The organism is Thermogemmatispora argillosa (assembly GCF_059696725.1).
This window is the reverse complement of the sequence record NZ_AP019377.1, coordinates 5,069,041-5,093,679: the sequence shown is the minus strand read 5'-3', so window position 1 is coordinate 5,093,679 and position 24,639 is coordinate 5,069,041. Positions and strand designations below refer to the sequence as shown.

Below are 24,639 nucleotides of genomic sequence, written 5' to 3'. Positions count from 1 at the left end.
TTGAGTCTCTTAGGGAAGAAAGAAGAGTCCGATGAGCGCCGGGCCTCTCCCTCCCTCCCGCCCCCTCTCATGAGCACGCGGCTAGGAGGTGGCTGAAGACTGTCGCTGTCGGGCAAGCGCGCGTAGTAAGGCAGCCGGCGAGGAGAGCGGATATGAGAGATGCTCCAGCAACTCCCTGACCGGCTTGCCATCGATGCTGAGGTCGCCGAGACGCTCCGTAAGTGTTTCTCGCTCCGCTGGAAATGCAACCTCCTGGAGGCGGCTGAGTATCTCCAGCGGCCAGGAGAGGCTCATATCGTCGCCGCCAAGATAGTCCCGGAGGATGTCGACGAGGAAGGCGATATTCTCGTGGCCCGCGGCGATCTCTTGATAGGCTAATTTGGCCAGACCACCGGCGATGTGTGTTTTGACCGGTTCTTCATCTTGGTGGTGTTTCGCCAGCTCTTCGCGCAGATGCTCCAGTACTCTGCCTTCGTCAGCCCCCAGGATGTTTCTGACAGTGGCCGACGTTAGTCCCAGCTCCCTGGCAATCTCGCCCTGGGTCTTGAGTCGCTCCCGGCTGAGGACAATGACATAGGCGGCCTCCATGAGCGAGGGGAGCCAGGTAAGGTGCCGATATGCGAAGAGCTTGCGTGGACCACCAGCAATGTCAAGAGCCTTTAAGAAGACGCGCAGCGCTTTGTGATCAAGCTCTTTCTCTCGCTCTCTAGGCGGCTGACCGAGCACGGTCATGTTTGCTCTTCTCCTCCTTTCGCCTGGGTTAGCGGCGGTCCAACTTTGATCAGGCCGGCTTCGCTGATGTCGACAAGATGAACGCGGGTATCATGGCCGGCCAGGCGACAGCCATCGATACGGCAAAGTCGGATGACACTGCCAAAGGGCAGACGATACCAGCGCTCATCATAGGGACTCATAATCTCGCGCTTGAAAAGGACGATGGTTCCATCGACAATGTGCCCGACGGCATAGCCTCCCGCCGCTTCGGCGCTGAGGTCCTCATGGCCGCTCCTTTTCTGCGAGATGAGCAGCGCCGTTTGGCGCCATTTCTTGAGGAAATGATAGAGAAAGCGCACGATTTGCCTGGCCTGCATTTCCCGCGCTTCATAAAGACCGGTCACGGAATCGATTACTACAGAGCGACAGCGGTACTGCTTGAGGGCGTAAGCCAGGGTGTCGCTCAGGGCGGTCGGGTCTTCACGTAGGGTAGCATGGCTGGCCGCATCGATGATAACGATGCGCTCTTCAATCAGGCGCTCGTCGATAGCCAGGGCGAGCGCTCGCTGACGCAGCCCCGCGATCAGGAAAGGTGCGGGTTGCTCGACCGTGACAAAGCAGCAGCTATGTCCCATTGTCGCCTGCTTGAGGGCAAACTGCTCTGCCATTAAGCTTTTGCCGCTATCGGGCACTCCAGTAATCTGGAGAACGCTGCCCTGTGGGTAGCCCCCCAGCGGTTTGACGCTGACCTGCCCCCGCTCATCGCGCGTGAGGAGAAAGAAGAGGTTATCTAAGCCTTCGACGCCCGAGGGCACGCCACTGATGACGGGTGCCTCTTGGCTAAAGTGGGCCAGAGTACCAAGGCTTTCTTTGATCACTTTGCGCTGTCCGGTTTCAGCTTGCGTTTCCATGCGCTTATTCCTCCCTCCAGACCAGAACCTTAACCCGATCAGCTCAGCCAGGCTATCCATGCTGGCCTGCTGATCTTGTCTCTCCGTTTGAAACGCTCGCTGTCTTCCTGGATTGACCGGCGCGCTCCCTCCTGCTCTTGGCGAGCAAGAGCGCCCCTTGATCGATACGCCCGGCCCCCTATGTTTGGTTTCAGTAGCTGCTGCTCTCTTACACCAGCCCTGTATACAAGTTCCTGTGGTGCCTGGCCCACAAGAGCGAGACAGGCAGCCGGTCAAAGACAGGCACTTGCTTCTACAGACTTCCCGGTGATTATGGTATTATGTATACAAACAACGCTTGCCTGGGTGCAGGCCTGGGATGATTTCAGTTAGCCCACTGGAGGGCAAGGAGAAGAGACGCGCGTATGAGCCACGCTCAAGGGGGAGATCAGTTTCCAGAGCTGAAGCTGAGCCAGGAGCAGCTAGCGGAGCTGCGTCAGCGCTACGCCGAGCTGATTGGCTTTGTTCCCCCCCGTGTTCAAGCCAGAACCGACCTGCTCGCCCGCCTCGATCCCGATTTCCTTCTGCTTCAGGAAGAGATCCGCCGGCGCGCTATGTATCCCTCATGCTTTGATACGAAAACAGCCCAGTTGATGCTGTTTGGCATGTTGCTGGTGCTGCTCTCTGACGCGGCTCACCTCCATGCACGTGCCGCCCGGCGCGCTGGCGCCACCTGGGAAGAACTCAATGCGGTGGTCAATTTAGCTTTTCTCTTCCGTGGGTTGCCTGCCGGCAACCTCGGCGCTCAGATTCTTCAGGAACTGGCCGCGGATGAAGGCCAGCAGGGTTCAAAGGAGTTGGAACCACGCTGATGCGAGACGGAAGAGCAGTACAGTGGCTTTGCCGGGCAGGCATTTCCTCCCCTGGTCTCAATAGGGTTTAGTGCCGCGCCGGCAAGGTCAGACAGGCCCTGCTCCTTCGTCACGCCGCAATGCCGCACCTAAGAGAGGAGATGGCCCCATGACGGACCTTCAGGAGCCAATCAGGGATGTTGCCCACCTGGGCCATGTCGAGCTGCTTACCCCTCGACCCGCAGAGAGCCTCTGGTTTTTTACGGAAGTGCTCGGTATGACGGTGACCGATCGTCAGGGCCAGTCGGTCTACCTCCGCGCTTACGGCGATTACGAGCACTGTACTCTCAAGCTGACTGAAGCCCCACACGCCGGCCTCGGTCATGTGGGCTGGCGCACGGTTAGCCCCCAGGCGCTGGAGCGACGCGCTCAGGCGCTGTCTTCTCAAGGCTACGGTCAGGGCTGGATCGATGGCGATATCGGCCACGGACGCGCTTTCCGCTTTACTGATCCTGACGGGCACGTGATGGAATTGTATTACGAGGCCAAAAAGTATTTGGCCTCGGCAGAGCTACGCTCACGCCTCTACAATCAACCCCAGAAGTTCACCGGCCACGGTGTGGGTGTGAAGCGTATTGATCATGTGAATCTGATGTGTCACGATATCACGCCTAATCGCCTTTTCCTACAGGAGCAGCTTGGGTTCCGCCTGCGCGAGCTGCTGCAGCCGGAGGAGAACGGTATCGAGGAAGGGGCCTGGCTCAGTGTTACACCGCTGACTCACGATATCGCTTATATGCGCGATTTCAGCGGCGCACATGGGCGCTTGCACCATATCGCTTATTGGCTCGATAGTCGCGAGGAGGTGCTGCGTGCTGCCGATATTTTGTCGGAGCACGACATCTTTATTGAGGCAGGGCCGGCACGCCATAACGTCTCTCAGGCTTTCTTCCTCTATTTGTACGAGCCGGGTGGCAATCGTGTTGAAGTCTACTCGGGTGGCTACCTCGCTTTTGCTCCCGATTGGGAGCCTATTGTCTGGCGTCGCGAGCAGCGCGGACGCGGCGTCTATTGGGGTGGCGCTTTGCCTGAGAGCTTTAAGACCTATGGAACTCCGGTCATCGAGCCAGTGCAGGCCGGCCAGGGCGGGCAAACGCCTACTCCCGTCTTCGATCCTCTCTGATTGCTTGTTTGCTCACCTTGTCATAGCCAGACAGGGAGAGCGTACTGCCCTTACTTACTTGCTTGTTTGTTGGTTTGATGCGCTGCAGATCAGTGTAGATCACTCTGGCGGCTTTCGCTAGCTGGTAGCCCGCCCTAGGAATGGGTCAATGCTCATCAACTAGCGTCCGTGCTTTTGCCGTTTGCGCTAGCGCTGTGCCGTTCTTGCTTGCATCGGGCCGCAGAGAGAACCTGACACGACGGCGTTGCTCACGCCAGTCAGGTCAGGGTTGAGATAGTGTTAGCTGTTCGCCTTTCGCGTTCGCTGACCAGGCCTGTGCGAGACGTTGTTGGGCTACTTGAAAGAGCCGAGACGGAGCCTCCGCCGTCTGGTCCTTTGTCAGCAAGGCCACGGTCTCCGCCCGCTCACAACGGCGTGCCCGCCGGGAAGAGTTGGCCAGGAAACGAGAGGTGCAAGAAGAAGGAGAAGCGCAATGGTCTACCACAGCGAAGTCATCGGCAGTCTGCTCCGCCCCCCTTATCTCCACCAGGCACGTCAGCAGTTAGAGGAGGGAAGCATTAGCCCTGCAGAATTTAAGGCGATCGAGGACCGCGCTGTCGATGAGGCGATCGCCTTACAGGAGGAGGCCGGTATTGAGGTGATTACCGATGGAGAGCAGCGACGCTATGCCTTCTTCGGTCACCTCATTGAGGCGCTCGACGGCTTCGATAAGTACGGCGGCTGGGCCATTCCTTTCCGTGATGAGAGCGGCGAGGAGCTGGTGATGCGGCGCCCGGTGGTCGTGAATCGCTTGCGCTGGCGCCGCAGCATGTGTAGCGAGGAGTGGGTCTATCTGCGCGCGCGTAAGAAGCACGCTGGCAAGGTGACGATGATTAGTGCTCAGCAGGCAGCGGCTTACTACGATCCCGAGAAGTCAAAGGGGGCTTATCCTACACTCGATGCCTATCTCGCCGATATCGTCGATATCTCCCGCCGCGAAGTTGAGGAGCTGATTCGTCTGGGCTGCACTTATATCCAGATCGATGCCCCTCAGTACGCCGCTCTGCTCGATCCGCAGATCCGCGAGGGCTATCGTCAGCGTGGCAATGATCCCGAGAAGCTGATCGACCGCTGCATCGAGCTCGATAACGCTATCATCGATGGTCACCCGGGAATCACCTTCGGCCTCCATATCTGTCGCGGGAATAATCAGAGCAAGTTTTATGCCAGCGGCGACTATGAGCCGATCGCTCGCATTTTCCAAAAGACGCATTTTCAGCGTTTTCTGCTGGAATACGATGATGCGCGCTCAGGCGGCTTCGAGCCGCTGCGGCATATGCCAGAGGACCGCTTTGTGGTCTTGGGCCTGGTGACAACCAAGAAGCCGCAATTAGAGAGCCGCGACGAGCTGCGTCGGCGGATTGAGGAGGCGACGCGCTATATTCCATTGGAACGGTTGGCACTCAGTCCGCAATGTGGTTTCGCTTCAACCATTGAAGGGAATCGCCTTTCGCTCGAAGATCAGCGCCGTAAGCTGGAGCTGGTGGCGAGCGTGGCGCGCGAAGTCTGGGGCTAAGGCTTTCGCTTTCAGCACCCCCCGCTCACCTCTGACTTTTTCCTCTTCTCCTGGCCAGGCGACGGTGGACCAGGCCGGGTAAGCCATTTTGCTCCTGGTCCATCGTCGCTCTCCCAGGCTTCTCATGATCTGCCTCTCCTCATCGGCCTGGACCTTTTTCTCCGAACCAAGTCGTTGCTGACCTCCTAGAGGCCCCTTTTTTTTGAGGGAATCCTGAGAGGGAGGATACGAAGCTCTGTCTGTTTCTTGAGTGTTCTCAGGCTATACTGCCCTTGATGGACAGGATAGATAGGCCGGTAAACCCGACACGGTCGGGAGTGCAGAGCGGAGAGGGATGGCTCTGCCGCTTTGCCACAGGAGGTGCGATTACGATGGCAACCTTTGGGGCGACCATTCTGGTGGTTGAGGATGAACCGGAACTGGCTAGCGCCCTGGAGCGCAGTCTGCTGGCTCATGGCTATCGCGTCTTGAGCACAGGCCGTGGTGAGGAGGCGCTAGCGCTTTTTGCTCGCGCCCATCCCGACCTTGTGCTGCTCGACCTGCTGCTGCCCGATATCAGCGGCCTGGAGGTCTGTCGGCGTATCCGCGCTGCTTCGTCAACGCCCATCATTGTGCTCTCGGTGAAGAATAGCGAGCACGATAAGGTAGAGGCGCTGGATCTGGGCGCCGATGACTATGTAGCCAAGCCCTTCGGCATCGCAGAGGTCCTGGCGCGTATTCGCGTGGCCTTGCGCCGTCTGGAACGCCAAAGCGGCGGCTCTGCGGAGGAGCAGGTCCACATTGGGCCGCTTGTGATCGATTTTGGCCGCCGTCGTGTCTTGCTCAAGGGACGCGATATTGCTCTGACGCCAACTGAGTACGAGTTACTGAGAATCTTCGTGATGCACCGTGGTAAGCTATTGACGCGCCAGATGCTGCTACATATGCTCTGGGGTTCTGCCTCTCACGATCGTATGCATAGCCTCCATGTCTACGTCGCGCAGCTCCGCCAAAAGATCGAGCCTTGTCCAGGTGAGCCGCGCTTGATCCTGACGATCCCAGGCGTCGGCTATCGCTTCAGCGACGAGGTTGAAGCAGCAGATAAGTTTGACTGCAGGCGTTCTTGAGCGTGTCTTGAGCGGTCGCTCCTTTTTTTGGAGGAAAGTCTGAGCGAAAGGGCACCCTCTCGGAACGCATCTTGAGCAAGCTTGAGTTACACTGTGGCCGAGAGCCGCTGAAGTCGGGCAGCGCAGAGTCGCGCTAAGCTTCTCGCAGCCACTGATGGCACTTGCGCAAGAAGGACGGTTCAAGATGACACGACGTTGGTTGCTTCCCTTCAGTTGGGGGATTGACGTGCAGGCTATCGATGCCATTGTGCGTCTCGCTGCTTTGGAGGGTGCGAGCTTGATTGCGCTCTCCTTGCTGCCAGGCCCAAAGACGCGTAAGCTGCGAGCTGAATATTGGCAACAGTCTCAGGATTTCCTGGAGGTCGTGCGCTGGAAGAGTCAGCGCTACGGTGTCAGGGGCACCGCCTATGAGCTGTTGACCGAGGATATTGGGCAGAGCATTGTGAGCTTTGCTCATGAGTTTGCTTGTGACCGCGTGCTTGTGATCCGTCGTCCGCACGGTGATGCTTTGTTACCGGCCACGCAGGTTCAGCAGCTTCTGCGTGAGCGCCTGGTCCCTTTGATGCTGTTTTACTTGCCGGAGAGCGCCGAGTATGTCTCTCTTGGACGAAGGTTGCAGGATTGGCTGAGGGTCCACTGGCCCAGGCCTGCGACCCATATCGGCGGCACTCGTTAGCATGCCAGGCGCCAGGCAAGACAGGCCTCCTCAGCTCAGGTCGACAACGCAGGCCACCGCCAGGCGCTGGCTTCAATCGTGGAGAGGTAAGCGCAGATGTCTAAAAAAGGTTCTGTCCTGATAGTCAGCAGTGATGCACTGCTCGGTTCGCTGCTTCAGCGAGCGCTGCAGGCTCAGGGCTATGAGACAGCGCTGTCTCGCTCAGCGGCGGCAGCTCTGGCGCAACTTGCCGCTATGGCCCCGACAGTGCTGATCGTCGACTTGGCACTGAGCGATGACACCGGCTGGGGCTTGTTGCGCCAGGCCCGGGCCCGTGGCCTGTTGGCTCCGCACACCGATGAACAAGGTAATACTTGTCTTCCTGTCATCCTGTTGTCTTTAAATCCGCTTCAGTCGCGCCGTGGCGGGGAGCTTCGCCCGCTGGCCTGTTTGCCCCGTATCTGTCCACTCGGTGCTGTGTTGCGCCTGGTTGCGCAGGCCTGCGCCCGTTGGTCTTCAGCGGCAACCCAGCCGGCGGCGACCGCTCCCGAGCCAGGCCTGACATGGGAGGAATGGCGCTATGCTTGACACGGTGATTGTATTCGTGACGCTGCTGACCTTCTTGCTCTTTATCGGCTTCACGCTGGCCTGCGAGCGTCTATGAGCCAGCGCCGCCTTGCCCAGGGAGGGTCTCTTCTATGAATACACCGCTGGAGTACTTGCTGACTGGCTTAACGGCTCTGCTGCTTCTGATCTATCTGGTGATTGCTCTGCTAAAGCCAGAATGGTTCTGATATCCCACCTGTAGAGGATGACTTTCGATGCCCGTTACGCTGAATAGTCTTGTTCAGATTGGCCTTTTCCTGGCTCTTGTGCTGATCCTGACGAAGCCGCTGGGCCTCTACATGACCAGGGTTTTCAATGGAGAGCGCACCTGGCTGTCGCCGGTTCTGGTGCCACTGGAGCGCTTCCTTTACCGCCTCTGCGGCATTGATCCGGAGCGTGAGCAGCGCTGGACCGGCTATGTTATTGCCATGCTGCTCTTTAACCTGGCCGGCATGCTCCTGCTCTATGCGCTGGAGCGGACGCAGCAATGGCTGCCTCTTAATCCTGAGCATCTGGGGCCGGTTGAGCCTCAGCTTGCCTTTAATACAGCGGCCAGCTTTACGACGAATACGAATTGGCAGAACTATGCCGGTGAACAGACCATGAGCTACCTGACCCAGATGGCTGGCCTGGCTTACCATAACTTTGTCTCGGCCGCCACTGGGATGGCCTTAGCGGTGGCTTTGGTACGCGCACTGGCCCGGCGCAGCGCTGAGCACCTCGGCAATTTCTGGGTTGATCTGACCCGTGCTACGCTCTATATCCTGCTCCCCATCTGCCTGGTAGGCGCCCTGATCCTGGTGTCACAGGGGGTGGTTCAGAATTTCAATGCCTACACGGTGGTACATACGCTGGAAGGCGGTACCCAGGTTATTGCTCAAGGACCGGTGGCCTCCCAGGAGATCATTAAGGTGCTGGGGACCAACGGCGGCGGCTTCTTCAATGCTAACTCAGCGCATCCGTATGAGAATCCGAACGCGCTGACTAATCTGATAGAGATGCTGGCCATTATCGGGATCGGCGCCGGCATGTTCTATATGTTTGGGCGTATGGTCGGCGATACGCGCCAGGGCTGGGCCTTGTGGGCGGCCTCTGCCCTTATCTTTGTGCTGGGGTTGGCAGTGGCCCTGCCCGCCGAGCAGAGCGGTAACCCCCTGTTGGCCCATCTCGGCGTCAACCAGCAAGCTTCGGCCTTCCAACCAGGCGGCAATATGGAAGGCAAGGAAGTCCGGTTCGGTATCACGGATTCGGTGCTCTTTACGGTCACTACTACGGCCACTTCCTGCGGAGCGGTCAATAGCTTTCTTGATAGCTACACGCCGCTCGGCGGCCTGGTACCTCTGGCCAACATGGCCTTGGGAGAAGTGATCTTCGGCGGGGTCGGCTCTGGTCTCTATGGCATGTTGATGTTCGCCATCCTGACGGTCTTTATCGCCGGGCTGATGGTGGGACGCACGCCGGAGTACCTGGGGAAGAAGATCGAGCGCAAAGAGGTTATGATGGCCGCTCTGGCGCTCCTGCTGGGGCCGGCCACTATCCTGGGCTTCGCCGCCATCGCTAGTGTGTTGCCCCAGGGCCTGGCTTCGCTGACAACGAACGCTGGTCCGCACGGCCTCTCGGAGATTCTCTACTTGTATACCTCTTCGAATGCTAACAACGGCTCAGCTTTCGCTGGCCTGGCTGGCAATACGCCTTTCTACAATTGGACGGGGGCTTTCGCCATGTTGATCGGGCGCTTTGCCTTCCTGATTCCTATTCTGGCCTTTGGCGGTTCACTCGTTGGTAAGCGCGTTGTGCCTGCTGGGCCAGGCACTTTCCCCACCACGGGGCCGCTTTTCGTGCTGCTCCTGGTAGGGGTCATTCTGATCGTGGGGGCTTTAACCTACTTCCCAGCCTACGCCCTCGGACCAATTGTCGAACATTTGCTGATGCTGGCAGGAAGGACCTTTTGACCGATGAGCAGCCATACACTGGAAGTGCAGCCGTGGAAGACGCGACGCAAGGGGAACGTCTCTTCTTTTGATCCGCAGATCGTGCGTCGCGCTTTGGTGGACGCATTCCGCAAGCTTGATCCGCGCTGGCAGATCAAAAACCCTGTTATGTTCGTGGTGGAGGTCGGTAGCCTGATTACCACTATCGAGTTTGTGCGCCTGCTGCTGACGGCGCCGACCTCCGCGCTCTCCACCACGCGCTTAGATAATGAAAGGCTTTTTGTGCTGGCCGTCAGTCTCTGGCTCTGGTTCACCGTGCTTTTCGCGAACTTCGCGGAGGCAATGGCCGAGGGACGAGGCAAGGCCCAGGCCGAGACTCTGCGTCGGGCGCGTACGACCACGACCGCTAAGCGTCTGCGCCGTCCCGAGCGCTCGGCCCCTTGGGAGGAGGTTCCCGCTTCTTCCCTCCGCAAGGGCGATTATGTGCTGGTAGAGGCCGGCGACGTGATCCCTGGCGACGGCGAGGTGGTGGAGGGCGTGGCTGCAGTCGATGAGTCGGCCATTACTGGTGAGTCGGCCCCTGTCATTCGCGAGAGCGGCGGCGACCGCAGCGCCGTCACCGGTGGCACGCGCGTGCTCTCCGACTGGATCATCGTGCGCGTCGGCGCCAATCCCGGCGAAACCTTCCTCGACCGCATGATTGCTCTGGTCGAGGGGGCTCAACGTCAGAAGACGCCCAACGAAATTGCTCTCAATATGCTGCTCGCCAGCTTGACGATCATCTTTCTTCTGGTCGTGCTCTCACTGGAGCCGTTCGCTATCTACTCGGGCAGCCCCGTCTCAATCACGACCCTGATCGCCCTGCTGGTCTGCCTGATTCCAACGACGATTGGCGGCCTCCTCTCCGCCATCGGCATCGCTGGCATGGATCGTTTGGTGCAGCGCAATGTCCTGGCCATGAGCGGGCGCGCCGTGGAGGCTGCCGGCGACGTTGATGTGTTGCTGCTCGATAAGACTGGCACTATTACGCTGGGCAACCGCCAGGCAACGCGCTTCCTCCCTATGCCCGGCATCGAAGAGCAAGCCCTGGCGCGAGCCGCCTTGCTCGCTAGTCTGGCCGATGAGACCCCCGAGGGGCGCTCGATTGTGGCGTTGGCCCGCGAGCGTTTCGGCATCAGTGAGGAAGTGGAGGCTTCCGGGCAGGCCAGCCGCTTTGTGCCGTTCTCGGCTATGACGCGCATGAGTGGACTGGATGTTCTGGCCGCTCACGATGGCCAGGGCGACAGTCTTAGTGCTGAGAACATGGCTAGCCTTCTACCGCAGCGTACTATTCGCAAGGGGGCTGCCGATGCCATTATGGCCTACGTCCAGGAGCATGGCGGCTCTTCGGTGAACAATGCGTTCCTGCAGCGCACCGTCGATGAGATTGCCCGCGCTGGAAGCACCCCCCTGGTGGTCGCTGAAACCTGGCGCGCTGGCCCAGATCATCAGGAACAGGCCCGCGTGCTGGGCGTGATCGAGCTGAAGGATATCGTCAAAGGCGGGATGCGTGAGCGCTTCGAGCAATTGCGCCGCATGGGGATTCGCACGATTATGATCACGGGCGATAACCCTCTGACCGCAGCGGCCATCGCCCGCGAGGCCGGTGTCGATGACTTCCTTGCGCAGGCTACGCCAGAGACCAAGCTGAAGCTGATCCGTGAGCAGCAAGCCGGAGGGCGCATGGTGGCGATGACCGGCGATGGTACAAACGATGCCCCAGCGCTGGCGCAGGCCGATGTCGGCGTGGCCATGAATAGTGGCACGCAGGCCGCTAAGGAAGCAGCCAATATGATCGATCTGGATTCGAACCCGACCAAGTTGATCGAGATCGTCGAGATCGGTAAGCAGCTCCTGATCACGCGCGGCGCTTTGACTACCTTCAGCATCGCCAACGATGTGGCCAAGTACTTCGCCATTATCCCGGCGGCTTTCTCGGCGACCTACCCCCAATTGAATGCACTTAACGTCATGGGCCTGGCAACGCCACACAGCGCGGTACTCTCCGCGGTCATTTTCAACGCCTTGATCATTATTGCGCTGATCCCGCTGGCTCTGCGCGGCGTAAAGTATCGTCCTATCGGTGCCGGGCCTTTGCTGCGACGCAATTTGCTGATCTACGGCCTGGGTGGTATTGTAGCCCCCTTTGTGGGCATCAAACTGATCGATATTGCGCTCTCGCTGCTGCATTTGACGCTCTAAGCATGGACAGAGAAGAGAGTGAGCCTTATGCCTATGTTCTTTCAAAAGATCTTTCAGGAGTATCTGCGCCCAGCACTGGCCATGACGCTGCTCTTGACTATTCTGCTGGGCCTGCTCTATCCCGGCGTGGTCACGGCTCTAGCGCAGTTGCTCTTTCCCTATCAGGCTAACGGCAGCTTGCGCTACGTCGATGGGCGTTTGGTCGGTTCGGAGCTGATTGGCCAATATTGGACCTCGCCTAAGTACTTCCACGGGCGTCCTTCGGCCACGCTCAGCGACAACGGTAGCCAGGCCCAGCCCTATAATGCCGAGAATTCCAGTGCCTCCAACCTGGGACCTACCAGCCAAACCCTCGTGCAGACGGTTCAGCAGCGTATTGCTGAGCTGAGGCGGGAGAACCCCGATGCGCCACCAGGCCCGGTGCCCGCTGACCTGGTGACGGCCTCCGGCTCGGGTCTTGATCCCGACATTTCCGTGGCTGCGGCCCTCTATCAGGTGCCGCGGGTAGCGAAGGCTCGCGGGCTGAGCCAGGAAAGTGTACGTCAATTGGTGATGAGCCATGTACAAGGGCGCTTCCTGGGCATCTTCGGCGAGCCGCATGTGAACGTTCTCGATCTCAATCTGGCCCTCGACGCGCTTCAACGCTGAGCAGGCTGCTCCTTACCGATCAATGCAAGAGCAGCGAATAGAGAACCACAATCAGAAGAAGAAAGAGGAGCCGCGGACCATGAGCGAGCGGAAGTCAGGGAAACCAGGCAGCCAGCAGGACGATGGGCGTCCTTCCCCGGAAGAGCTGCTGCAGCGCTACGGTCTGGGCGATGCGGATCTGGCCCAGCAGCAGCAGTCGGCTGAGAGAGAAACGAGCAGGCCCGGCGGAGACCAGAGGCCAGCAGAACAGCAGGCTTCGGCTGCCCGTGCGCCGCGCTCCTCCACAGGTCGCCGCGGGCGCCTGCGTATCTACCTGGCCGCTGCTCCTGGCGCAGGCAAAACCTATGCGATGCTCAACGAGGGGCACCGGCGCAAAAGTCGCGGCACTGACGTCGTCATTGGCTATGTTGAGACCCACGGGCGCCCGCGCACCGCCGAGCAGATTGGCGACCTTGAGATCGTCCCTCGAAAAAAGATCGTCTATCGCGGCTTGACCCTCGAAGAAATGGATCTGGAGGCCATTCTAGCGCGCCGTCCCCAGGTCGCACTGATCGACGAGCTGGCACATACCAACGTTCCTGGCTCCAAGCATGAAAAGCGCTATCAGGATGTGCTGGAGCTACTGGAGGCAGGCATCGACGTGGTGACAACCCTCAATATCCAGCATCTGGAGAGCCTCAATGATATCGTGGCCCAGATTACCGGCGTGCGCGTGCGTGAGACGCTGCCAGACTGGATTCTTGATCAGGCCGATGAGGTTGAACTGATCGATATCTCGCCCCACGCCCTACGCCAGCGCATGAAGCATGGAAACATCTACCCGCGCGAACGCATCGACGCCGCTCTCAATAACTTCTTCCGTGAAGGAAATCTGACAGCTTTGCGGGAGCTGGCTCTCCGGCGAACCGCTGAAAAGACCGAGGCCCAGCTTCAGCAATATATGGCCTCGCATAAGATTAGCAGACTCTGGCCAGCCTGCGAGCGTGTCCTTGTCGGCTTTGATCACCGTCCCCACAGCCGCCAGGTCATCCGCGATGCCTGGCGGTTGGCGCACGGTCTCCAGGCCCAACTGATCGCTGTCTCGGTCGAGCCTACTGGCTACGCCGCCTGGATGGCGCGCCTGGTGCGCCTCCTTAAATATGGCCGCCGTTTGCGCTCCGAAGAAGCTGCAGCCCGACATCGCCTGGAAGAGCACGCCCAGCTTGCAGAGGACCTCGGGGCCGAGGTGCTTCATGTCCGCAGCAAAGACGTGGCGCAGGCCCTCGTAACCATCGCCCGCGAGCGCCGTGTGACGCTGATTGTGCTCGGACTACCAGGGCGCAGCCGCTGGGAGGAACTGCTACGCGGCTCGCTCGTCAATCGCCTGCTGCGCCTGAGTACCGACATCGATATTCACCTGGTGCCGCGCCGCCCGAGCAACGAGACTGAAGCAGAAGTCTAGGTTTTGCACTTCGCTGGGAGAATAGCCGGCGCAGCCCCACCGCAGAGGGACTTGACAGCCAGCCGCCCGGACTGCTATACAACCAGCTATATACTCACAAGAGAAAGCCGCTCTACCTGAAGCGTAGAGGAGAGGAGCCATCGACGGATGGAGCTACGTGGGAAACGTGTTCTGGTCATGGGGCTGGGCCTCCAGGGTTCAGGCGTGGCCGCTGCTCGCTATGCGGCTGAACAAGGCGCCATTGTGCGCGTCACCGATAAGAAGCCGGCCGAGGTGCTGGCCCCCAGCATTCGCGCTTTGGCTGGCCTTCCCATCGAATTTATCCTTGGCGAGCACCGCGAAGAAGATTTTCGCTGGGCCGAAATTGTCATTCGCAATCCCGGTATTCCGCGTAACTCGCCCTACCTGCAGATCGCCCGCGCGCACGGTGCTCAGATCGAGATGGAGCTAGCACTCTTCATGCTGGCCTGCCCGGGTCGGACCATCGGCATCACCGGTACGCGTGGCAAGACCACCACTACCACCCTCATCTATGAGATTCTGCGCGCCGCCGGCAGGCCCGTCGTCATCGGCGGCAATGTCGCCGGCGTCGAAACGCTCTCACTCCTGCCCCAGATTACCCCCGAAACTCTTGTCGTCCTGGAAATGTCAAGCTGGCAACTGGAGGGCTTCGAGCAGCACCGCATCAGCCCCTCAGTGGCCGTTATGACTAATCTCTATCCCGACCACCTCGACACCTACGCCAGCATGGAAGAATACGGCGCGGCCAAAGCCAACATTTTCCGCCATCAGCGTCCTGAAGATCTGGCCGTCTTCAACTACGATAATCCCTGGACACGCCGTTTCGGCGAGGAGGCCCCAGGCCGGACCTGGTTCGCCAGCCTGGAACGCGGCGGGAGCTTTGCCCGCGGCTCTACCGAGCTGCAGCCTTTCATCTTTCGCGATACCCCTTTACCCGGGCGCCATAACCTGGAAAATGTTCTACTGGCCACTACCGTCGCCCGCTTGCTAGCGATCCCCGACGACATCATCGCGGCCACCGTGCGCCAGTTCCGCGGTGTCGAGCACAGACTACAGGAGGTAGCCGTGATTGATGGCGTCCGCTATATCAACGATACGACCAGCACAACCCCAGTAGCGGGCCGCATGGCTCTGACCGCCTTCAGCGCCCCCATCATCCTGATCGCCGGCGGCAACAGCAAACATTTGCCGCTTGAAGACTGGCCAGCACAGATTGTAGCCCGCTGCCGGGCTGTCCTCCTTCTCCAGGGCACCGGCACAGAGGAGCTGCTACCGGCGCTGCAGGCCGAGGCCGACAGACAGGGTCGCCCCAATCCCGTGCAGGGCGTCTTCGAGCGCTTTGAGGAGGCCCTTGATGCCGCCGTGGCCCTGGCCCGCCCTGGTGACATCGTTCTACTCTCGCCCGGCTTCACCAGCTTTGGCATGTTTCAGAACGAATTCGAGCGCGGGCGGCGCTTCATCGCCTACGTGCAAGCGCTTCAACAACGCAAGGGGGCGGAGCCTCCAACGGGCTGAAACCGCGGCTCGGCAGATTGGCCTGCGGGACCAATCAGCAGGGTCAGCCTCCACGCCGTGACCCGACTTTGTTCCCCTATACCAACGGCGCGGGCCGCGCTATTCTTGTTCGTAGCGCGGCCCTTCACGACAGCTCTCATTGCCTTGCCAGGCAGCCTGGCTGGCTTGACGCCTGGCGGTCCAGGCGGATTAGCGCGGCCCGGCGGCGCGCACTTCCTCACCAGGCAGGGTAAATTGCTTGAAATTCTCCTTAAATCGTGCCGCCAGCTCTGCCGCCTGGCGATCATAAGCTTCGGGATCAGGCCAGGTAGCGCGTGGATTGAGCAACTCGGCGGGCACACCGGGACAGGCGACAGGAACATGCAGCCCAAAGATCGGATCAGTGACCGTTTCCACGCTCTCCAGCTCGCCACTGATCGCCGCCCGTACCATCGCTCGCGTATAGTTGATATTGATGCGCCGTCCCACTCCGTAGGGGCCCCCGGTCCAGCCAGTATTGACCAGGTAGCAACGCACCTTGTGGGCAACAATGCGCTCGCGCAGCAGATTGGCGTACTCGCCGGGGCGCAACGGCAGGAAAGGCGCCCCGAAGCACGGGCTGAAAGTCGCCTGCGGCGTCGTCACACCCGACTCCGTCCCCGCCAGCTTACTCGTGTAGCCGGAGAGGAAATAGTACATCGCCTGCTCGGTTGTCAAACGCGCGATCGGAGGGAGCACCCCGAACGAATCCGCCGACAGAAAGATAATGGCCTGGGGATGACCGGCGCGGCCCTCTAACACCACATTGTCGATAAAGTCGACAGGGTAGGCCGCACGCGTATTCTCTGTGATCGAGGCATCCTCATAGCGAGGCTCACGCGTCTTCTCATCGAGGACGACATTCTCATAGATGGCGCCGAAGCGCATGGCGTTCCAGATTTGCGGCTCATGCTCCCGTGAAAGATTAATGCATTTTGCGTAGCAGCCGCCCTCGAAATTGAAGATGCCCGTATCGCCCCAGCCATGTTCATCATCACCGATCAGACGGCGCGTGGGATCAGCCGAGAGGCTGGTCTTACCAGTGCCCGAGAGGCCGAAGAAGAGCGCCACATCGCCCTTCTCTCCCACATTGGCCGAGCAGTGCATCGGCAGGACGCCCTGCGCCGGCAACATGAAATTGAGCACCGTGAAGACTGCCTTTTTCATCTCTCCGGCGTAGTGGGTACCAGCGATCAGGATCAGGCGCTCCTCGAAGTCGATGATGATAGCCGTCTCCGAGCGGGTGCCATGCGTGCGAGGGTCGGTGTGGAAATTGGGAACACAGAGAATCGTAAAGCCCGGGCGCTCGCTGGTCAGGTCCTCGTCCTTCACACGCAGGAAGAGCTGACGAGCAAAGAGATTATGCCAGGCCAGTTCGGTAATGACTTGCAGCGGTATACGGTAAGCCGGATCAGCCCCGGCAGCGGCATCCAGGACATAGACGTCGCGCCCCTGCAGATAGGCCGCCAGGCTGCGACGCACCATTTCAAAATGCTCCGGCGTCATCGGGTGGTTATTTTCCCCCCACCAGATGCGCGAAGCCGACTCCTCGTTCGAGACAATGTATTTATCTTTGGGAGAGCGCCCCGTGTGTGGGGCGGTCTTGGTGGCAAGCGCGCCGTTGGAGGCCAGCACCCCTTCACCGCGCGCTAGTGCATGCTCAACCAGGATGGCCGGGGCAAGATTCCAATGGATCTTGCCCAGGTTCATCAGCCCATACTCTTCCAGGGCCTTCCGGCTCATCATCATTGTCATAGAGTGTTCTCCTTTTAGGGCACGTTGGCAACGGCTTTGTTCTCCCGCCGTATGCTTCACCGGTTCCTGAGCGGAGACCGAGAAAGATCAGTGGTTTAGCCCGATAAATGCATCCAACGAGCACAATAGGTGAAGACAAGCAAGTGCTCAGGTCTACCCGGCGCTGTGCATACGAGCGTGTGCGTATCCGTCTTTGAGCGTCCGCACAGCAACGTTGATGCCCCTACCGGTCGTTAGTTTATCAAACTTGACCGGGACAAAGCAACCCAGAGGGTCGCTGGCCCAGCGCGCTGGGATCATGCTCTCCTTCGGCCAGGCAAGGGAAGCGAAAAGACTCAGCTCGTGGTGCTGAGATAGTTCACCAAACTGTTGCTTATTCATTGCCAAAAAAATTTGAATAGATCGCTGACACTCACCAACCTCCTTGCACGATGTGGCGGGGTCGGCAGGCTTCAAGTACATCTCCAGCCTGGCAGACAGGCAAGCCTTTCCACTCATCGAAGCGCTCTTTCTGCCTTTCAGCGTTGCTGCCTCGCCAGAGGATGCCCGAATCGCTCTCTTTCCCTGCCCGTCAGTGCTGCCACCTCAATCAAGGTCTGCCTGGAGCTGGGAGAAAGAGGGGCCCGGATTGGCAGACCCTCCCAGCCTCTGCTATACTTGTTGGCGATCTCGTCCTCCTCCAGCCAACTTGTTCGGACATTCTCTCAACCTGGAGACACCAGCGCCTTTGCATTGGCCCTCTCTTACCCTGTCGTGATTCCCCCGATCTAACAGCGCGCCTGCCGCTTTATCTTGCCAACATGGAGGCCGTCAGCCCCGAGGTCACGGGCGCTGCTCGCCCAGGTTACCCGCTCATTCTCATTATAAGATGAGAGGTGAATCACATTATAGTGACATCTGATTCATCTTTTATTTCCAACCATTTTTGTGGTTAATCATTCGGATATTGACTATCTATTTAAGATGTCCTATACTACTAGCAAGTCTCCTATAAGGATCAATTTTTAAGAATAGCTATGAATATTCGTCTATCTAAAGGAGGGGCAGTCATGAACACGTGGTGGGAGCGGATGGGCTACCCACCCTTCGCAGCCGATTCGGAGGGCTTTCCGCGTCCAGGCCAGGTAACCAAGTACTTTCGGGAGCGATTGCAAAAGAGCAGTGGCTGGTCCTGGTCGCAGCGCGACCTGGGCCTTGTTTTGAACCTGAGTGAGATCACGGTGCGTAAAATGGAGAACACAGACATGGGCCTCGATTCAATCTCCCGCCGTCGCACGCTGGTGAAGCTGCTAGGCATCCCGCCGCTCCTCATGGGGCTGGCGGAGCCACCGAGTGAGGCCTCAGCCTCCTCGCCAGCCGACAGCTCCCCTACTGGAGGGCCACGGGTCCTCGGCTCTCCTCTTCCGGCTACTCGCGCTGGTGCTATTGACCTTGCCAGCGCCCGAGCCGAACTGGAGCAGTTCTGGGATCAGAACCATTTCGATACCGCTTTCCACAGTATGGCGCGCATGGAGGCTACGCTGAACCAGCTCTACCGCCAGCTCCCCTTTATGCGCGAACCTCAGTACTCGGAGGCCTGCGCTCTGGCGATTGGCTTCCACCTGATCTATGGTAACTTGCTGCGCGACCTCTGCCTCTTTGAGGATTCTGCAGAGGAGCTGACCTGCGCGCTTCAGCAGGCTCGCGCCCTTGGTGATTCTTCCCTGGAGGCTGAGGCGCTCTTCCGCCGTGGGGCAACCTACCTGGATGCCCATGATCCGGCGCGCAGCCTCCAGGATTGTTTGCAGGCTGAGGCCTTGCTGTCGCGCTGTGAACCAGCCCTGGTGCCCGCGATCTTGATCCAGAGCGCGCTAGCCCATGCCAGTCTGGCAAGCACTGAGCAGGAGCGTTGCGCCGCCCTGCGCCGCTTCGATAAGGCTGCCAGCGCTCTCCCCAACGCTCAGGCCGCGGCCGACCGCTTCCATTTGCACATGAATAGCGATCGTTTCCATCTCGATCGTGCTGCCGCCTTACTACGTCTGGCTCGCCCCCGCGATGCTCTGGCTGAGCTGGATATGCGCCGGCCTGATCCAGCTTTTAAGCGCCGCAATCTCTATGGCGAGATCCTGGAGGCCTCGGCCTATGCCTCCATCGGCCTGCAGACTATGGCCGCCTCTATCCTGGCTGAGGTCGTTCCCCAGGCTTTCGCGATCCGTTCAGCAGTCAATGTCGAGCGCATTCAGCAACTCTCTGCTCAGCTGAAGACTTCTCCCGCTGCTAAGGAGCCTGAAATCGCTCACCTCGACTATGTGCTCCATGAACTGCTGAGTGTTGCTCACTAGTCCCTGGCAGGTGAGGGAGACCTTCCCTCACCTGCTTATCTTTCCCGAATTTATTACTAAAATAGTACTTAATCTCTTGTTATATTCCATAGCAGTACAAGCGAGCTGATCCGCCAGTCCTTGCCTCCTGTAATCACATGCCTGCGACTTCCGGCCCACTTATTCGTTTTCCTCTATAGAGAGGCAGCAGGGTAGCTCTCATGTCCCCAGGACGGTCTACTGCTCTCACGCCTGCCTGATGTAATCCTTTCTTGGACAGATGGAGCGCTCACCTGGGCTCGCCTGTCCCTCTATGGTCACCAGGGAGAAGGAGGCTGCCCTTGACCGTTCTGCTGGCCATGCCCGCACTGCCTGCTGTCCAGCATCTCCCGGGGAAGGAAAGAATATGGCTCGCTTTCTACCCGCTTTGCACTCCACTGGTCCCGCTTCCAGCGGCGGTAAGAGGGGGGAAGCTGCCTCGCGCTCCTTTGTGAGGCTGGCTTTCTGGCGCCTGCGCCGTAGCTGGGGCCTGCTTGCTATGACGGCGCTCGGCCTGCTGGTGGCGGTGATGCTGCTGTGTACCGTGCCTCTTTACTCCGCTCTGACTCTCTCCCTCGGGTTGCAGGAGACTTTCCGCTCCCATCCTCAGAGTGCCGATATTTTGGTACAGAGTAACGCTGAACAGCTCTCTGTCTCCGGACTTGACCATGTCTCCGCTCTGCTCGACCGGGAGCTTCAACGCTTGCTGGGGAGCTATCTGAGCACGGCTAGTCTCTCTATCACCACCCCTCTCGTCCCGCTTGTGGATCAGCGCACTCAGACGGTGAGTGGTAGCGAGGTGCAGCTTGTGGCTAAGCCTGCTGCTAGCCTGGCTGCTCACGCTTCTTTGCTGGCAGGCCGCTTTCCCCAGGCTCAGTTACCCTCTTCTTCCAATGTCCTGGAGATTGCGCTCTCCGCCCAGGAGGCCAGTGCGCTGAAGGCTCAACTCGGCTCGCTTTTTATCGCACAGTTTGCTTATGTGAAGATCCCTCTTGAGCGTATTGTGCGCAATGTTACTTTGCGCGTGGTGGGAGTCTTTTCAGCCGAGGTTGATCCTTCGTTCTGGCAAGGCGCGACTTTCACAACGGTCCCGCGTGGTGCCAGTATTGGCCAGCAACTGGGTCTACAATCGACGGTTCTCACAACCACTGAGAGCTTGCTCGCTCTCTTTGATCGCTTCAGTCAGCAGACACGGGGTCTTTCCCTTGAGGAGCCTTTTTCTCTTTCCTGGCTTTACCAGCTTGATCCGCAGAAGGTCAGAATCGGTGATCTCGGTCTGCTGTTTACAAACATCAATCGTGTGGAAAGCGATATTATCAATAATCCTGCTCTGCACGTGCCACCTTTGATAGAGAATCTGCAGGTTAATGTACCTAGCGACGCCCTGTATGATTTCTTCGATCAGGTGAGCGCGGCGACGATCCCCCTCTTTGCTCTGGTCGCGTTGGTCCTTGCCCTGGTGCTCTTCTTTGTGGGGGTCATGACCACTCTGCTGGTCGAGCGCCAAAGGGAAGCAGTAGCTATCTTGCGGAGCCGAGGCGCGAGCCGTTTGCAGGTCACTGGCATGTTTCTGGTTCAAGCTCTGCTCCTGACGGTGCTGGCCCTGATCGGGGGGCCACTTCTGGCCTTTGGTCTGGTGATTAGTCTGGCTCATGTGCTCCTGCCCGACAGCGAGCTGATCACTCACCGATTGCTCATGTCCGAGCCGCTGCAAACGCTGCTTTCGCTTAGCGGCTATGCTCTGGCCGCATCCCTGGTGGGCTTGCTGACGATGGCGCTGACGATCGCCCGGGCCACACGTTACGATGTGCTCACTCTTCGTCGCGAGGCTGCCCGCGCCAGCCAAAGCCCCCTTTGGCAGCGCCTCCATCTCGATATGGTGGCCGCTCTGCTGATGCTGCCCGGCTATGGTGTGGCACTCTATCTGACACGGTCGGATTTACTTGATGCCCGCACGCGCTTGATTCTGTTGACGCCGCTTACTCTGGTAGGCACCGCCTTCTTGGGCCTCTCTCTCCTCTTGCTAATTATGCGTATTTTACCTTTCTTAATCGATGTTGCTGCCCGCCTGACGGCCCGCCAGCGGGGCCTGGCTCCTTTGTTGGCCTTGACCCAGATGGCACGTGCCCCCCGCCAGTCGCTGCGCATGTCCTTGTTATTGGCGCTGGCAACTGCCTGTCTGCTGTTTACACAGGTGCTGCTGGCTTCAGAGCTGCAGCGTAGCGATGATAGTAGCGCTTTTCAGGTTGGGGCTGATATGAGCGGCGCGCTTCCGCAGGTTTATTCCCCCCAGGACCTGGCCAGGCTGACGGCGCGCTATCAGCAACTTCCAGGCGTGCTGTCTGCTTCGCTCGGTCTGGCAACGACGCTGGCAGGTGGCAGCAGCCAGAGTATTTCGATTGCGCTGCGGGCTGTTGATGCCGAGACATTTATTCATACGGCTCAGTGGACGCGGGCGGATTCCGCCATGCCGCTTTCTTCGCTGATGCAGGCGCTGGTGGCCGCTCGCCCCAGTGCGCTGACGACGAAGGTCGTGCCCGCCATTGTCGATATCAATGCTGCGCGCTCTCTGCAGCTTTCACCGCATAAGACCTTTACGCTGAGTACTATCGATAATCATCTCTCTCTCGCTTTGCTGGATGTAGCGACAGTCGATGCTATCCCGACAATTATCTCGTCCTCCTCAGCGGGCGACTTGGCCAGTGCGGACATTCCCGCAGGCGGCGTATTGGTCGACTATCGCACTCTTGTTGCAATCCTGCAGCAGCGGTTTCAGCCGGCGTTCGTCGCTCAGGAAGCTCCGCTCAATTATGTCTGGCTGAGAACCGTGGACGATGATGCCCAACTGACTGAGCTGCGTCAGCAGCTCAGCAGAGGGCCTCTGGCGCTTTCAGGACTGCTTGATCGGCGCGCGCTGCGCTCTAGTTTCCTGCATGCCCCTCCTTATGTGGATCTGGCCGGTGTGCTGACGATTGGCGCCTCCAGCGCGCTGCTGCTGGCTCTGTTCGGGAGTCTGACGGCCTCTTGGTTGAATGTGCGCAGTCGTCTGACGACCTTTGCGGTGCTGCGGGCGCTCGGTGGCAGCCCACTCCAGCTTGTCGCAACTCTGGCTTGGGAGCAACTCTTGATCTATGTGTCTGCTCTCTTGCTCGGCATCGGCCTCGGAGCCTTGTTCTCCTGGCTGACGGTGCCTACGCTGGTTTTTACTGCCAGCAGTGGCACGGCGCCAATGACTATTTCATCTGACGCTTTGTACGTGGCGCAAAGCATGCCGCCCGTGCAACTCACTATACCTGCCTGGCTCCCCATGATCCCGGCTTTCTTGCTGGGACTCTTCTTGCTCGCATTAGGCGTGATGATGCGTACGGTCTCGAGCCCAGCGCTGAGCCACACGCTGCGCGTCAGCGAGGATTAGGTGAGGTGAGTTGCAATATGAAGGAGTCCTTATGACGTCACCGGTCATTATTTGCGATAATCTGGTTAAGATCTATAAGGTGGCGGATCTGGAGGTGGTGGCTCTCCAGGGGCTAGATCTGGAGGTTCTGCCCGGCGAGATGCTGGCTCTGGTGGGGGTCTCTGGTTCGGGCAAGACCACGCTGCTCAATATCTTGGGGGGACTCGACAGTCCCAGTGCTGGGCGTTGTCTGGTAGCTGGCTATGATCTCGCTCGCCTGAGTGAGCGTCAGCGTCTGTTCTATCGACGCTTCGTGGTTGGGCATGTTTGGCAGCAGAGTGGGCGCAATCTGCTGCCTGAGCTGAACCTGCAGGAGAATATCGAGTTGCCGCAGCTTTTATGCGGGGTGGGCCGCCGCGAGCGCCTGCGGCGCGCCCGGGAGCTGTTGCGCCTGATTGGGCTGGAAGAGGCAGCCCAGCGCTTGCCTGCCCAGATCTCTGGTGGTGAGCAGCAACGGGTCGCGATCGCCGTTGCGCTTGCCAACCGGCCCCAGGTACTGCTGGCCGATGAGCCAACGGGGGAGCTGGATACCCAGACGGCGGCGGAGATTCTCCGGCTCCTGCGCCGTCTGAATCAGGAGTTGGGCTTGACTATTCTGCTGGTCACCCACGATCCGACGCTGGCCGCCAATGTGGACCGGGTGATCGCTATTCGCGATGGCCGTACAAGTACGGAGACGGTACGCCGTGAGGCACCTCTGTCAGGCGTTCCCAGGCACATGCCTTCCGCTAGTGCCGTGATCGCTTTGCCCAGTGAAACGCATCGTGAGTCGGTGCTGATCGATCGCGTGGGACGGCTGCAGCTTCCCAAGGAGGCTTTGGAGCGCATTCCTTTTCATGGCCGCGCTGAGGTGGTGATAGCCAGCGATCACGTGGAACTCTGGCCCGTCGGTAGCTTGCTCAAGGGCGAGGCAACGCAGAAAACCAATAGCGCCGAGCTAAGGGAGGAATAGGGCTGATGGAACAGCAGTTGGATTTTGATCAGCAGCCCCTGAAGAGCGGGCGGGCTTTTCAGACGTCACTGCCAGCGCCAGCCGTAGTCGAGGCATACAATGTACGACGTGAGTTTCGCAGTGGAAATAGCGTGGTCCAGGCGCTGCGTGGGGTGACGCTGCGCATCGAGCCTGGAGAGTTTGTGGTCTTGCGTGGGCGCTCCGGCTCTGGTAAGACGACGCTGCTCAATATCCTGGTTGGCCTTGATGATCCAACGGAAGGCGAGGTAATCCTGCTTGGGCAGCGCCTGCGTCGCCTGAAAGAACAGGCCCGCGCTCGCTTGCGACGTGAAGCTGTCGGTATGGTCTTCCAGAACGCTCATCTTTTCCCATCTTTGACAGCTCTAGAGAATGTTGAGGTGCCGCTGCGGCTGGTCCATATGGAGCCTGGGGAGCGCCGCCAACGAGCGCAAGCGGCTCTGGAGCGTGTTGGGCTGGCTCACCGTTTGCGCCATCGTGGCCTTGAGCTGTCCGGCGGCGAACAGCAACGGGTGGCTCTGGCTCGCGCTCTGGTACATGAGCCACGTTTCCTGGTGGCAGATGAGCCAACGGGCAACCTGGATACGACGACCGCCCGGGCGATGATGCAGTTGCTGCGCGAGGTGGCCCATGAGCGCGGCATTGGCCTGCTTATGGCTACCCATGATCCCGAGGCTGTTCCCCTGGCTGACCGCGTGCTTGAAATCTCGGATGGTACTTTACGCCAGCCAGGTCGGTAGCCGTGA

At 59.4% G+C, this 24,639-nt stretch carries 19 protein-coding genes; 16 read left to right on the top strand and 3 right to left on the bottom strand.

Annotation, left to right across the window (positions count from 1 at the left end; translation table 11 throughout):
- Positions 1-81 precede the first annotated feature (81 nt).
- Complete coding sequence (locus AC6H1L_RS19875) at positions 82-732, bottom strand: bacterio-opsin activator (protein ID WP_497599191.1); 651 nt, start codon at positions 730-732, stop codon at positions 82-84.
- Positions 729-1,625 (bottom strand): KaiC domain-containing protein, encoded by an 897-nt coding sequence (locus tag AC6H1L_RS19870; RefSeq protein ID WP_497599190.1) that lies wholly within the window; start codon positions 1,623-1,625, stop codon positions 729-731. The genes AC6H1L_RS19875 and AC6H1L_RS19870 overlap by 4 nt, the downstream gene beginning before the upstream one ends.
- A gap of 404 nt (positions 1,626-2,029) precedes the next feature.
- Here AC6H1L_RS19870 and AC6H1L_RS19865 point away from each other — a divergent pair, with 404 nt between their 5' ends.
- From AC6H1L_RS19865 to murD, 12 genes are all read left to right on the top strand, one after another.
- Complete coding sequence (locus AC6H1L_RS19865) at positions 2,030-2,476, top strand: carboxymuconolactone decarboxylase family protein (RefSeq protein WP_497599189.1); 447 nt, start codon at positions 2,030-2,032, stop codon at positions 2,474-2,476.
- A gap of 148 nt (positions 2,477-2,624) precedes the next feature.
- Entirely contained in the window at positions 2,625-3,638 is a 1,014-nt protein-coding gene (locus tag AC6H1L_RS19860) for a catechol 2,3-dioxygenase (protein ID WP_497599188.1), read from the top strand.
- 472 nt (positions 3,639-4,110) lie between these two features.
- Entirely contained in the window at positions 4,111-5,193 is a 1,083-nt protein-coding gene (locus AC6H1L_RS19855) for a cobalamin-independent methionine synthase II family protein (RefSeq protein ID WP_497599187.1), read from the top strand.
- Between the two features lie 371 nt (positions 5,194-5,564).
- Positions 5,565-6,299: a response regulator transcription factor gene (locus AC6H1L_RS19850; RefSeq protein ID WP_497599186.1), complete on the top strand. Its 735-nt coding sequence runs from the start codon at positions 5,565-5,567 to the stop codon at positions 6,297-6,299.
- Between the two features lie 184 nt (positions 6,300-6,483).
- Complete coding sequence (locus AC6H1L_RS19845; RefSeq protein WP_497599185.1) at positions 6,484-6,975, top strand: hypothetical protein; 492 nt, start codon at positions 6,484-6,486, stop codon at positions 6,973-6,975.
- A 96-nt stretch (positions 6,976-7,071) separates the two neighbouring features.
- Positions 7,072-7,542: a hypothetical protein gene (locus AC6H1L_RS19840; RefSeq protein ID WP_497599184.1), complete on the top strand. Its 471-nt coding sequence runs from the start codon at positions 7,072-7,074 to the stop codon at positions 7,540-7,542.
- A gap of 110 nt (positions 7,543-7,652) precedes the next feature.
- Complete coding sequence (locus AC6H1L_RS19835; protein WP_297159576.1) at positions 7,653-7,748, top strand: potassium-transporting ATPase subunit F; 96 nt, start codon at positions 7,653-7,655, stop codon at positions 7,746-7,748.
- Between the two features lie 27 nt (positions 7,749-7,775).
- A complete protein-coding gene (kdpA, locus tag AC6H1L_RS19830; protein ID WP_497599183.1) occupies positions 7,776-9,512 on the top strand; it encodes a potassium-transporting ATPase subunit KdpA in 1,737 nt (578 codons plus the stop codon).
- A gap of 3 nt (positions 9,513-9,515) precedes the next feature.
- A complete protein-coding gene (gene kdpB, locus AC6H1L_RS19825) occupies positions 9,516-11,732 on the top strand; it encodes a potassium-transporting ATPase subunit KdpB (RefSeq protein WP_497599182.1) in 2,217 nt (738 codons plus the stop codon).
- 27 nt (positions 11,733-11,759) lie between these two features.
- Positions 11,760-12,380, top strand: coding sequence for a potassium-transporting ATPase subunit KdpC (gene kdpC, locus AC6H1L_RS19820; protein ID WP_497599181.1), 621 nt, complete (start codon positions 11,760-11,762; stop codon positions 12,378-12,380).
- Between the two features lie 79 nt (positions 12,381-12,459).
- Positions 12,460-13,821: a sensor protein KdpD gene (locus AC6H1L_RS19815; protein WP_497599180.1), complete on the top strand. Its 1,362-nt coding sequence runs from the start codon at positions 12,460-12,462 to the stop codon at positions 13,819-13,821.
- 147 nt (positions 13,822-13,968) lie between these two features.
- Positions 13,969-15,357 carry a UDP-N-acetylmuramoyl-L-alanine--D-glutamate ligase gene (murD, locus tag AC6H1L_RS19810; protein WP_497599179.1) on the top strand — a complete coding sequence of 463 codons (1,389 nt, stop codon included), beginning with the start codon at positions 13,969-13,971 and terminating at the stop codon, positions 15,355-15,357.
- Positions 15,358-15,546: 189 nt separating this feature from the next.
- On the opposite strand, the gene pckA is transcribed toward murD, so the two are convergent.
- A complete protein-coding gene (gene pckA, locus AC6H1L_RS19805) occupies positions 15,547-17,130 on the bottom strand; it encodes a phosphoenolpyruvate carboxykinase (ATP) (RefSeq protein ID WP_497599178.1) in 1,584 nt (527 codons plus the stop codon).
- Positions 17,131-18,179: 1,049 nt separating this feature from the next.
- Here pckA and AC6H1L_RS19800 point away from each other — a divergent pair.
- The 4 genes from AC6H1L_RS19800 (at position 18,180) to AC6H1L_RS19785 (ending at position 24,633) form a co-directional block, all read left to right on the top strand.
- Positions 18,180-19,451, top strand: a complete 1,272-nt coding sequence (locus AC6H1L_RS19800; protein ID WP_497599177.1) for a hypothetical protein — start codon at positions 18,180-18,182, stop codon at positions 19,449-19,451.
- Between the two features lie 385 nt (positions 19,452-19,836).
- On the top strand, positions 19,837-22,884 hold the full coding sequence (locus AC6H1L_RS19795) for an FtsX-like permease family protein (RefSeq protein WP_497599176.1): 3,048 nt from the start codon (positions 19,837-19,839) through the stop codon (positions 22,882-22,884).
- Positions 22,885-22,915: 31 nt separating this feature from the next.
- The gene (locus tag AC6H1L_RS19790; protein WP_497599175.1) at positions 22,916-23,875 is read left to right on the top strand and encodes an ABC transporter ATP-binding protein; all 960 of its coding nucleotides are present in this window, start codon (positions 22,916-22,918) and stop codon (positions 23,873-23,875) included.
- Between the two features lie 5 nt (positions 23,876-23,880).
- Complete coding sequence (locus tag AC6H1L_RS19785) at positions 23,881-24,633, top strand: ABC transporter ATP-binding protein (RefSeq protein WP_497599174.1); 753 nt, start codon at positions 23,881-23,883, stop codon at positions 24,631-24,633.
- Positions 24,634-24,639: the final 6 nt, after the last annotated feature.

Bases quoted from the DNA above. Each gene is read 5' to 3' on its own strand.
- AC6H1L_RS19840 (WP_497599184.1), top strand. From the start codon at position 7,072: ATGTCTAAAAAAGGTTCTGTCCTGATAGTCAGCAGTGATGCACTGCTC.
- AC6H1L_RS19860 (WP_497599188.1), top strand. From the start codon at position 2,625: ATGACGGACCTTCAGGAGCCAATCAGGGATGTTGCCCACCTGGGCCAT.
- AC6H1L_RS19875 (WP_497599191.1), bottom strand. From the start codon at position 732: ATGACCGTGCTCGGTCAGCCGCCTAGAGAGCGAGAGAAAGAGCTTGAT.
- AC6H1L_RS19800 (WP_497599177.1), top strand. From the start codon at position 18,180: ATGAACACGTGGTGGGAGCGGATGGGCTACCCACCCTTCGCAGCCGAT.
- murD (WP_497599179.1), top strand. From the start codon at position 13,969: ATGGAGCTACGTGGGAAACGTGTTCTGGTCATGGGGCTGGGCCTCCAG.
- AC6H1L_RS19845 (WP_497599185.1), top strand. From the start codon at position 6,484: ATGACACGACGTTGGTTGCTTCCCTTCAGTTGGGGGATTGACGTGCAG.
- AC6H1L_RS19850 (WP_497599186.1), top strand. From the start codon at position 5,565: ATGGCAACCTTTGGGGCGACCATTCTGGTGGTTGAGGATGAACCGGAA.
- AC6H1L_RS19870 (WP_497599190.1), bottom strand. From the start codon at position 1,625: ATGGAAACGCAAGCTGAAACCGGACAGCGCAAAGTGATCAAAGAAAGC.
- AC6H1L_RS19815 (WP_497599180.1), top strand. From the start codon at position 12,460: ATGAGCGAGCGGAAGTCAGGGAAACCAGGCAGCCAGCAGGACGATGGG.
- AC6H1L_RS19785 (WP_497599174.1), top strand. From the start codon at position 23,881: ATGGAACAGCAGTTGGATTTTGATCAGCAGCCCCTGAAGAGCGGGCGG.
- kdpA (WP_497599183.1), top strand. From the start codon at position 7,776: ATGCCCGTTACGCTGAATAGTCTTGTTCAGATTGGCCTTTTCCTGGCT.
- AC6H1L_RS19790 (WP_497599175.1), top strand. From the start codon at position 22,916: ATGACGTCACCGGTCATTATTTGCGATAATCTGGTTAAGATCTATAAG.
- AC6H1L_RS19835 (WP_297159576.1), top strand. From the start codon at position 7,653: ATGAATACACCGCTGGAGTACTTGCTGACTGGCTTAACGGCTCTGCTG.
- AC6H1L_RS19855 (WP_497599187.1), top strand. From the start codon at position 4,111: ATGGTCTACCACAGCGAAGTCATCGGCAGTCTGCTCCGCCCCCCTTAT.
- kdpC (WP_497599181.1), top strand. From the start codon at position 11,760: ATGCCTATGTTCTTTCAAAAGATCTTTCAGGAGTATCTGCGCCCAGCA.
- AC6H1L_RS19795 (WP_497599176.1), top strand. From the start codon at position 19,837: ATGGCTCGCTTTCTACCCGCTTTGCACTCCACTGGTCCCGCTTCCAGC.
- pckA (WP_497599178.1), bottom strand. From the start codon at position 17,130: ATGACAATGATGATGAGCCGGAAGGCCCTGGAAGAGTATGGGCTGATG.
- AC6H1L_RS19865 (WP_497599189.1), top strand. From the start codon at position 2,030: ATGAGCCACGCTCAAGGGGGAGATCAGTTTCCAGAGCTGAAGCTGAGC.
- kdpB (WP_497599182.1), top strand. From the start codon at position 9,516: ATGAGCAGCCATACACTGGAAGTGCAGCCGTGGAAGACGCGACGCAAG.